This is a genomic window from Streptomyces sp. NPDC094034 (assembly GCF_040303865.1).
Classification (GTDB): domain Bacteria; phylum Actinomycetota; class Actinomycetes; order Streptomycetales; family Streptomycetaceae; genus Streptomyces.
Map to the genome: position 1 here is coordinate 55590 of NZ_JBEOUD010000037.1, position 9964 is coordinate 65553.

Sequence of the window (9964 nt, forward strand, 5' to 3'; positions counted from 1 at the left end):
CATTCATCCGTTCGTCGCGAACTTCCATGACTCGACGATGCCGATGTCGCGCAGTAACTCCTCGGCGTGTGTGGAGCGGACGGTGAGCGCGGGGTCGTCGCGGTCGAAGAGCAGCCCGGCGACATCCCCGCTGTGCGAGATCTGGAGGCCCAGGGCCCGGGCCTCCTGAACGATGTTGAGGATACGGTCCAGCTGCGGGACCGGGAGGTGCCGCTGATTGAGCCGAGTGCTGGCAGTGGCCACGTGGCCGAGCAGGGCGACATCCTTGGCGAGTACGGCCTCGCGGAGCATGGCGCGCAGCTCCGCGAACTCCAGGACGTCGTCATCGGTGTAGCGGGCGGGCGGCAGGGAAAGGGTATCGACTCCGCGGCCCCCCTGTGCCGGCCTGGATCCGAAGCCGAGGACGAACATCGCCGGAAGGGGATGCCCGAAGTCCTCGATGACCTCGCCCTCCCGCTGGGCGAAGAGCACGGCCGTCGACTCGAACATCATCGAGTCGGACGCTATCTCGGCGCGCACCGCGAGCCGTGCCTTCTCCGCCGAGGTCAGGCGCAGCGCGTACCTGTCCTGGACCGCTCCGATCGCCGCGAGGACGTCACTCGTGGACGATCCGAACCCGCGCCCGAGCGGCACATCGCTGGATATCTCCAGGTGCCCGCCCGGGGGCAGGCCGTAGGCGGACAGGGCCAGGCGCGCGGCCGTGCGAGCCTTGGTGCGCCAGCCGGGAGAGACGGTGACGTCGGCCATGCCGTCCGACGCGAAGCGCGCACGCACGCAGTACAGGGGGCAGGGCAGTGTGACGAGGCCGCGCCGCGCCGTGCCCCGGTCGCGGAACATCCCCTGGAGCACCTCGCCGTGGTGTATCGGGGCCGACGACTCACCCATCCGCCTTCTGCTCTGATCCACCTGTTCCCTGGCTTCCTTCGCTACTTCGACGGGTTGTCACAACCATGCTCGGAGCCGCTCCGGACGAGGGCGCTCAGCAGGCGGAGTAGCAGGGGAACGAGTGCCGGGACACGGCGATGCCTGCGGCGGGAATGGCCCGCATCCTCGGATGCCCCCGTGGCCGATCGCACCGTAACCCCTTGATTTGACCTGCGGCCGGGGCATTTTGCAAGTGATCAAGGACACAATCGAAGCGGAAATCACACGCATACGCCTCCAGGGCCCGGCAGTGCCGGGGCTCGTCCGGAACGCTACAAAAGGCTTTGGGGGAGCTGGAGTTGAGATGTGGGGTGCGGTCCGGTGGTGTGCTGCCTGTATGGTCTACACGATCCCGCCCGAGGCACGGCCGGGACGATCCCCGAGCGGGGCACGGCCACAGCACACTGATGCGCGGCGCGCCCGCCGCCCCCTCCACCGCGTGCGTTCGCCGGTTGCGAGCCGCGTCGATGCCCTCGGCAGCGCTCCGTGTCAGAGCGGCACCCGGTCTGGTCCCGAGGAAGGAACGGAATTGAAGGTTCTGGTCTATGTGACGGACGGCAGCCGTGGCGACGTGCAGCCGTACCTGGCCCTGGCGCACGCACTCAACCGGGCAGGACACGCCGCCACGCTCGTCGGGCCGCGTCTCTACGGGGACTTCGCCGCGGAGTTCGATGTTCCGTTCATTGCGCTCAACGACGAACTGGTCCGGCTCCAGTCGAGCCCCGAGGTCCGCGGGCTGTACCTGAACAACGACGACCCACAGGTGCAGCGCCGGCTGCGGGAGTCCACCATGGCGCTCTTCCCGCGGGTGTTCCCCCTGATGATGCGGGAAATGTGGGACGCGGCTTCGGGCGGGGCCGACCTCATCGTCTATTCGCCGTCCTCCCGGCAGGTGACGCACCAGATCGCTGAGCGGCTCGGGGTCCCGCACGTCCTCGCCTCCCTCTACCCGCACCACGTCGCCTCCCGGGAGTACTCACCGGGTCCCGGCCTGCGGCCGACGGCTACGAACATGGAGGACCACGCCCGCGTCAACAGGCCCCTCGCACCACCGCTGTCGGACTGGGTGGGGCAGTGGCGCACGGACGTCCTCGGGCTGGCGCCCCGGGACGGTTACACGGACTTCCGGACCGATGTCCACGGCAACCCGACCCCCGTGCTCCACTGCTTCAGCCCGCACGTCCTGAAGCCTGCCGCCGACTGGCCCGAGTGGGTGCACACCACCGGGTTCTGGACGCTGCCCCGCCGCCCGGACTGGCAGCCGCCCGCCGAACTGGTGCGCTTCCTGGAGCAGGGCCGTACGCCCATCTCCATAGGCTTCGGCAGCATGTTCGGCGGCGATCCTGAGGCGACCGGCGAACTGGTCGTCGAGGCGGTGAGCGCCGCCGGTGAGCGGGCGGTCGTCGTGGGCGGCTGGGGCGGAATTCGGGTGGTCGACCCGCCCGAGAACGTCATGGTGGTCGAGGACGTCCCCTACGACTGGCTCTTCCCCCGGGTCCGCGCGGCCGTGCACGCCGGGGGCACCGGGACCTACAACGCCGCCCTGGCGGCGGGCATCCCGCAGATGGCCTGTCCGTTCCACAACGAACAGCGGATGTGGGCGGACCACGTCCACGGGCTCGGCGTGTCGACGGCGCCCGTGATGTTCCGTGAACTGACGGCCGAAACGCTCCGCTCGGGCATCCTCACGATGACGACCGACCTTGCCCTCACACGGAACGCCAAGCGGCTCGCCGAGAAGCTGAGTGCGGAAAGCCCTCTCGAAGACGCTGTGCGCGTCCTTGAGCACGTCCGGCGGACGAGGTCGGGGAGGAGGACCTGACAGGCCCCGGAACGCCCGGGTGGCCGTAGGCCGGCCGGCGTCGGAGCCATGCGGCAACCTCGCGGTGTGTCCCGGGATTCACAGGTCGATCTTCATTGCTTTCGGTCCTCAACTCACCTATGATCACTGTCTGTTCACATCTGCAACATCACATATGCTGACTCACACGGGGGTGTGTGGCATGGTACGACGCTGTGTGGGTGTCGTCATGTCGTGTTTCGCGGCGTTAGGCGCAGATAGTTGCGGGGACGCGGCACGCGTTCCCGACGGACAGGGGAGCCCGCACGACGGGCGCGGAGGCGAGGGTGCCCTCTGACCATCCCACCGCCGGAGCGAGGTGGATCCGGCGCACCCGGCGATGTCGTGACGCACGGATACGTCTCCTCTGCCTGCCGCACGCCGGCGGCGCCGCCTCCTTCTGCAATTCCTGGGCCTCCTGGCTCCCCGACGGAACAGATCTGCTCTCCGTCCAGTATCCAGGCCGACAGGACCGGATATCCGAGCCGTGCGTGTCCCGCATGGAAGACCTGGTACCCCAAGTGGTCCAGGCCCTGCAACCGCAGCTCGACGACGATTCCGCCCTCGTCCTCTTCGGGCACAGCATGGGCGCCTGGGTTGCGTTCGAAGTAGCACGACACCTTGAGATGTCATTCGCCCGCAGACCGGCCGGACTCATCGTGTCCGCCCAGATTCCGCCCCACCTGCCTCCGGAACGCGAATGGCCCGGAGAGAGCGACGAAGAGCTGATCGTCGAACTGCGCAGGACCGGAGGCACGTACACCGATCCGGTTCTCCAGCCCGGATTACGCGAACTGGTGCTGCCCGCAGTCCGTGCGGATTTCCGCCTCGTGCGGGATTACTCACCGCAACCCCTTCGCAAGATCTCCGTACCTATAACCGCGTTTGCCGGTGTTGACGATGAGGGCGTTCCCTGGAATAGGGTGGCCGAGTGGCGGGACGCCACAACGGGGACCTTCACCAGCCACACCTTCTCGGGCGGTCACTTCTACCTGCTGGAACAAGCGCAAGAATTCGCCCACCAGGTGAACCGCGCCATCCACCGGATGGCAGGTAGTAGCGCGACGTATTCACACACCGGTCAGCATGCCGATAGCTGAGCAAGCGGATCGGCAGTGAACGGGACTCAGGGGGAATCTTGAAAGCGATGGACCCCATCGCACGCGATGGGCTGATCTACCTGTCGGCGGCCGACGTCGAACGCGCCGTCGGCCCCGAACGCACTCTCTTCGTGGAAGCCGTGGAGGCCGCACTTCGCGCCCAGGCCGCCGGCGACGTCGTGCAACCGCTCAAGCCCTATCTGCGTCGGCCCGACCGACCGCACCCGACTGACCGCATCATCGCCATGCCCGCCTACGTGGGCGGCGAGATCCAGCTCTCCGGCATCAAGTGGATCGGCAGCGCCCACGACAACCAGGAAGTCCGGGGCGTACCGCGGGCCTCCGCGGTGATCGTTCTCAACGACGCGGACAGCGCCTACCCCGTCGCCATCATGGACGGCTCCGTCGTGAGCGCATGGCGGACCGCCGCGGTCTCCGTCCTGGCCTGCCGGTACCTGGCGCCCGAGGGCAGGCGTCTCGCCGTATTGGGAGCCGGTCTCCTCGCCAGGACGCACCTGTCCCTTCTCTGTGAAACGTGGGACAGGCCCGAGGCGGTGGAGGTCCACGATGTCTCCCCCCAGCAGGCCGAGTCCTTCGCGCGCTGGGCCCGCGCGGAGCACGGGCTGACCGTCACCGTCCACGACTCCGCCGCCGGATGCCTGCGCGGCGCGGACGTCATCCTCGTGGTCACCACCGCCCCCGGGCCGTGGATCCCCGTCGAGTGGGTGCCGCGCGGCTCCCTGTTCCTGAACGTTTCGCTCGCCGACCCCATGCCGGACGTCGTCCTCGCCAGCGACAAGGTCGTCGTCGACTGCTACGAGCAGGTCATGCGGCCCGGGAAACTTCTCCACACCATGGCGCGGCAGGGCACCTTCGGTCCCGAACGCTGCCATGCGGAACTCTCGCAACTCGTCACCAGCGCACGTCCGGGCCGCGAGAAGCCCGAGGAGACCATCTTCTTCAACCCCATCGGACAGGCCGTCGGAGACATCGCCTGCTCGGCCGCCGTCTACAGGCGGGCCGTTGAGAACGGCGTGGGTACTCGACTGGAGAGGTAACCCCTTTCAGTGAACGAAAGAGCAATCGTGTCCGAAGCGAACGGCGCTCCATCCCCGCAACGGGCTTTCCTCGCATCACTCGGCGTCGTCCACCGGCCGCCCCGGACCTACCCGTTCGACCCCGGCTACGACGTCGCGACAGTGGTCTCCCACATCGGGCAGAGCCACTGCCTGATGGCGGGGCTCAAGCTCTCCATGGCGACGTGGCTGCTCATCGAGGACAGCAGCCTCCAGCAGAAGATCCGGGCCGCCCGGGATCACGGCCTTCCGGTGACAGTCGGCGGCGGCATGTTCGAGATAGCCGCCGACCTCGGCCTGCTGGACGAGTACCTCGACTTGTGCCGGCGAGTGAGCGTCACGGGCATCGAGGCGGGACAGGGCTTCACCCGCTCCGACCCCCACCCCGGACGCGTGCTGGAGGCCGCGACAGCCCGAGGCCTCACGGTCACCTACGAGATAGGGGGAAAGCACGACGGGGCATTCGACGAGGAGACGACGAAGCGGCTCATCGCACAGGGCGGCCAATGGCTCAACGAAGGCGCCACCCACCTCGTCGTCGAAGGCCGCGAGAACGCCGCCGACGTGGGGCTCTTCGATTCTCACGGCAAGCTGAGCAGTGGACTCGCCGACACGCTTGCGGATGAATTCGGGCTGGATCGCCTCATATTCGAGGCACCCACCAAGCCGAGCCAATTCGCACTGCTCGACCATTTCGGTGCCGACGTCGCCCTGGGTAATGTTCGGCTGGAAGAGCTGCTCAGGGTGGAAACCTACCGGCTCGGTCTGCACAGCGATGCGTACGAACGCTCTTTTCTCGCCAAGTGACATGGGCGACATCTGAGAAATATCACTGGACCGGCATGCCCTGCCCGAACAAGAATGCATTCTCTGCGCCATCACGGCCTGAGGGAAATGGAGCGACGGTGCTTCCTGCCGAGCGTGAGGAAAAGGTCCGCGAAATAATCTGCGATGTGCTTGAGCTGGAGGGGGAAGAGCTGACTGCCGCAGGACGGTTCCGGGAGGAATACGGTGCGGACTCCATGAACGCCGTGGAAATTCAGAGTCAGATCGAGGTGGCGCTCGACATGGAAATCCCACGGGAAGACCTGAGGCGCATGGTCGACCTGAAGACAGTGCTGGAGATCCTCGAAACGGCCAAGGCAAGGTAGATGACGAGCACGGGGGACAGGACGAACGGCCGACGCCGGCAAGTGGTCATCACCGGCATGGGCGTTCTTTCCAGCATCGGCAACGGTGTCGGGCCATTCACCGACGCGCTGCGGGCCGGACACGCGGGCACCACCGACATCACCCGCTTCGACACACAGGACTTCCCGCAGCGGCGCGGACACCAGGTGACGGACTACAAACCCGGGGACTGGATTCACAACCTTCCCCTGGACGAGGTGGGACCGGCCGCGGGATTCGCCATCGCGGCAAGCCGCATGGCCCTGGCGGACGCCGGAGTGACCGCGTCGGAGTTGCACAAGCAACGACGCGGGTTCATCGCCGTCGGTACCACGGACGGCGGCGTACCGGACCTGGACGGCATCGTCGAAGCGGTCCTCCCCGGAGGGCTCGAAGACATGCCGGCCGTCCTGGCCCGCCGCGTACCCGCGTCACAGCTCTCCGTACACCTCGCACGCGAGCTCGGCCTCCGCGACGTCGAAGCCATCTCGATCACCACCGCCTGCGCCGCGGGGAACTACGCCATTGGCGCAGCACTCGACGCGATACGGTGCGGCGATGCCGACTACGCCCTCGTGGGCGGAGCGGACGTGCTGTGCCGCAAGACGCTCGCCGGGTTCACCCGGCTCGGTCTCGTCGCCGAAGAGGAGTGCCGCCCCTTCGACGCGGGGCGCGACGGCCTCCTGCTCGGCGAGGGAGCCGGCATGCTCCTGTTGGAGGACGCCGACTCCGCGCGCGCCCGCGGCGCCCGCGTGTACGCGGAAGTCATGGGCTACGGACTGAACTGCGACGCCCACCACCCCGTCGCTCCCGAACAGGAAAGTGTGGCGCGCTGCATGCGCCTGGCGCTGGACGACGCCGGAATCAACCCGGAAGACGTCGACCTCGTCTGCGCGCACGGCACCGGCACCACGACCAACGACATCACCGAAGTGCAGGCCATGCACAGCGTCTTCGGCTCGCGGATGCCCCGTGTCACCGCCGTCAAGTCCATGATCGGGCACACCATGGGCGCGGCCAGCGCCCTTGGCGCGGTGGCGAGTGCCCTCGCCATCCACCACGGCTTCGTGCCCCCCACGGCCAACCACCGGCACACCGACCCGGAATGCGCCGTCGACTGCACACCCAACCGATCCGTGGAAGCAGACGTGCGGATCGTCCAGAACAGCGCCCTGGCCTTCGGCGGCAACAACGCTGTCGTCGTCCTCGGCGGCTTCGACGGCCGACGGACCCCACCGACGGAACAGAACCCCGGCCAGGAGCCGATGGCACAAGAGGGGCAGCCGTGCTGAGCACCGAGGCGGGCCGACCGCAGCGCCCCGTCATCACCGCATGGTCGGCCGTGTCGCCGTTCGGAGTGGGGCGCGAGCCCTTCGAACGGGGGCTGTCGGCCGGCCACACGACCGCCCGGCACCCCGACAGTGACATCTGGGGGGTCGTCGCCGAACCGCTGGCCCATCTCGTACCGGACTTCGACGTCCGGCAGGTACTGGGGAAGGCAGGGACCAGAGGGCTCGACCGCGGCACCGGCCTGGCCATCACCGCGGTGCGCGAGCTGGTGCGGCACGCGCCCGACATCGTCGACGACAGCGGTCTCACCACCGCGATCGTGCTCGGCACCACCGCCGGCAGCGCACAGGGATACGCGGACCTGACCCGCGCTTCCCTCGAAGGACGACGCCCGCAGGACGTACCACCCGTGGCCATCCCGAACATGGCCATGAACAGGGCCACTTCGGCCAGCGCCATCTTCCATGGTCTCCGCGGCCCCAACAGCACCCTCGCCGCTGGACGGGTATCGGGCCTCATGGCCCTCGAACACGGCCGTCGGCTGCTCGCGCGGCACCGCGCCGACCGTGTCGTCGTCGGCGCCACCGAGGAGTACTCGCAGGCCCGCTCCTGGCTGGAGCACCACCGGCGCGACCCCTGCGCCGAGGGTGCGGCACTGGGCGAGGGATGCGCCGTCCTCCTGCTGGAGCGGCCCGACGACATCGGCGCCGAGCGCACCGTCCTGGCCGAGGTCCTGACAGTCACCTCACGCATCGACGTGGACGGCGATCCCGTCGCCGCCCTGCGCTCCTGCCTGTCCGCCGCACTCGACGCCGCAGCAGTGGCGGCCGAGGACGTCTGGGCCGCCATGCCGAGCAGCTGCGGCGGGACACCGACGCCTGGGGAAACCCGGCTGCTCCAGGAAATGTTCGGTACGCAGGCCCTCTCCCGGCCCGCGATCGGATCACTGATCGGAGACACCTCCGCCGCCGCATCCGTCTTCCAGATCGCGGCGCTGCTGAGCACCGCTCAGCACGCCACCGCCGACCGCGGCCACGACGGCGACCGCCTGGCGCTGGTCAGCGCCGGCGATCCCGACGGAGCGGTGGCCTGCGCGCTGCTGCGACTGCCGTCGTCCGGCCGCTGAACAACCCGGTGCACACAACCGCACCGGGCACCGAGGAATCCGCTCTGCAAGGAAGGAAGACCTGATGGCCAACCCGTTCGAGGACCCCGAAGGCGTCTACACCGTTCTCGTCAATGACGAAGGACAGCACTCCCTCTGGCCCGCGTTCGCAGTGGTGCCCGCGGGGTGGACCGTCGTCCACGACAAGGACACCCGGCAGACCTGCCTCGACTACATCAACGAGAACTGGGTGGACATGCGCCCGAAGAGCCTGGTGGACGCCATGGGCGACACAAGCTCCTGAAGACGCCCACCTCTCTGACGGCATGAACGGAAGGCCCAACCGGGTGAGTACCGACCGAGAACACGTCATCGCGACCGCGACCGACCCGGTGGTCCGCGAATTCCTGCGCATGGCCGACGACAGCATCGTCGCCGTACTGCCATACGCGCTGTCCGTCGCCGCGCACTTGGGCATCGCGGACGAATTCAGTGACGCAGAACGGAAGGTGGAGGAGCTGGCCGGGGCACTCGACCTGTCGCCCGGAGCCTTGGAACGGCTCCTTCGAACCCTTGCCAGCTGCGGGTTCTTCGCTGACCACGGTGAAGGCCTGTTCTCCCTCACTCGGCTGGGCCAACTGCTCAGGACCGACTCGTCCGTCTCGATGCGGGCGACCCTTACCAACGTCGACTCCTACCGCGCCTGGCTCGGTGCCGTCGACACCATCGCCACGGGCCGGCCCGCCTTCGACAGCCAGTTCGGCGCCGGATTCTTCACCCACAAGGACAGCGACGGCCAAGTCGGCGCCGCCTTCGACGAACGCATGCGGGAACGGGCGGGTCGCCTCTACTCGGGCCTCGCCACCCTCCCCGCATGGAACGACACTCGCTGCCTCCTCGACGTCGGCGGCGGCAAGGGCGCCGTACTCGCCTCCATCCTGACGGCCAACCCGCACATCACCGGGATTCTCTTCGACCGGCGCAGCGTCGTCGAACGGGCCGAGCTCTCCGGCGAACTCGCTCCACTGCGAGACCGCTGCCGCACCGAATCGGGCGACTTTCTGCAGGAGATCCCCACGGGGGCCGATGCCCACCTGATGTGCAGTGTCCTCCACGACTGGGAAGATGACGAGGCCGTCACCATCCTGCGCCGCAGCCGCGAGGCACTCTCCGCGGACGGCCGCCTGATCATCTGCGAAATGCTGCTGCCCGAATCGGGCGAAGCCCACCCCGCCTGGTGGAGCGACCTGGGAATGATGGTCGTCCTCGGTGGCCGCGAACGCACCCTGGACCAATACCGGTCCCTGCTCAGGCAGGCAGGCCTGCACCTTTCACACGTCACCCGGCTCACCGACTCGTTCTTCAGCGTGCTCGAAGCGAGGAGGGACGCCTGCTGACCGGTGGTCCCCGAGAGCGAGACACGGGCACGACGGCGCCCGCCCCGGCACACCGGTAGCCC

General features: G+C 68.2%; 10 protein-coding genes. 9 read left to right on the forward strand and 1 reads right to left on the reverse strand.

Going from position 1 to position 9964, the window contains the following annotated elements; genetic code table 11:
• Positions 1-3: 3 nt before the first annotated feature.
• Positions 4-906 carry a GHMP family kinase ATP-binding protein gene (locus ABTZ59_RS27650; protein ID WP_351418832.1) on the reverse strand — a complete coding sequence of 301 codons (903 nt, stop codon included), beginning with the start codon at positions 904-906 and terminating at the stop codon, positions 4-6.
• A 547-nt stretch (positions 907-1453) separates the two neighbouring features.
• On the opposite strand from ABTZ59_RS27650, the gene ABTZ59_RS27655 reads away from it, so the two are divergent.
• The 9 genes from ABTZ59_RS27655 (at position 1454) to ABTZ59_RS27695 (ending at position 9902) form a co-directional block, all read left to right on the forward strand.
• Positions 1454-2746, forward strand: a complete 1293-nt coding sequence (locus ABTZ59_RS27655) for a glycosyltransferase (RefSeq protein ID WP_351418836.1) — start codon at positions 1454-1456, stop codon at positions 2744-2746.
• A 305-nt stretch (positions 2747-3051) separates the two neighbouring features.
• Complete coding sequence (locus ABTZ59_RS27660; protein WP_351418838.1) at positions 3052-3864, forward strand: thioesterase II family protein; 813 nt, start codon at positions 3052-3054, stop codon at positions 3862-3864.
• A 47-nt stretch (positions 3865-3911) separates the two neighbouring features.
• Positions 3912-4922, forward strand: coding sequence for a hypothetical protein (locus ABTZ59_RS27665; RefSeq protein ID WP_351418841.1), 1011 nt, complete (start codon positions 3912-3914; stop codon positions 4920-4922).
• Between the two features lie 174 nt (positions 4923-5096).
• On the forward strand, positions 5097-5747 hold the full coding sequence (locus ABTZ59_RS27670; RefSeq protein WP_351418843.1) for a phosphosulfolactate synthase: 651 nt from the start codon (positions 5097-5099) through the stop codon (positions 5745-5747).
• 98 nt (positions 5748-5845) lie between these two features.
• Positions 5846-6091: an acyl carrier protein gene (locus ABTZ59_RS27675; protein WP_351418846.1), complete on the forward strand. Its 246-nt coding sequence runs from the start codon at positions 5846-5848 to the stop codon at positions 6089-6091.
• On the forward strand, positions 6092-7402 hold the full coding sequence (locus ABTZ59_RS27680; RefSeq protein ID WP_351418849.1) for a beta-ketoacyl-[acyl-carrier-protein] synthase family protein: 1311 nt from the start codon (positions 6092-6094) through the stop codon (positions 7400-7402).
• Positions 7396-8526 carry a beta-ketoacyl synthase N-terminal-like domain-containing protein gene (locus tag ABTZ59_RS27685; RefSeq protein ID WP_351418853.1) on the forward strand — a complete coding sequence of 377 codons (1131 nt, stop codon included), beginning with the start codon at positions 7396-7398 and terminating at the stop codon, positions 8524-8526. Before ABTZ59_RS27680 ends, ABTZ59_RS27685 begins: the two co-directional genes overlap by 7 nt.
• Before the next feature lie 64 nt (positions 8527-8590).
• The gene (locus ABTZ59_RS27690) at positions 8591-8809 is read left to right on the forward strand and encodes an MbtH family protein (RefSeq protein ID WP_351418855.1); all 219 of its coding nucleotides are present in this window, start codon (positions 8591-8593) and stop codon (positions 8807-8809) included.
• A gap of 43 nt (positions 8810-8852) precedes the next feature.
• Positions 8853-9902 (forward strand): methyltransferase, encoded by a 1050-nt coding sequence (locus ABTZ59_RS27695; protein ID WP_351418858.1) that lies wholly within the window; start codon positions 8853-8855, stop codon positions 9900-9902.
• The last annotated feature ends 62 nt before the right edge of the window (positions 9903-9964 follow it).

Coding starts and splice junctions, on each gene's coding strand:
- ABTZ59_RS27665 (WP_351418841.1), top strand. CDS start 3,912: ATGGACCCCATCGCACGCGATGGGCTGATCTACCTGTCGGCGGCCGAC.
- ABTZ59_RS27680 (WP_351418849.1), top strand. CDS start 6,092: ATGACGAGCACGGGGGACAGGACGAACGGCCGACGCCGGCAAGTGGTC.
- ABTZ59_RS27670 (WP_351418843.1), top strand. CDS start 5,097: ATGGCGGGGCTCAAGCTCTCCATGGCGACGTGGCTGCTCATCGAGGAC.
- ABTZ59_RS27690 (WP_351418855.1), top strand. CDS start 8,591: ATGGCCAACCCGTTCGAGGACCCCGAAGGCGTCTACACCGTTCTCGTC.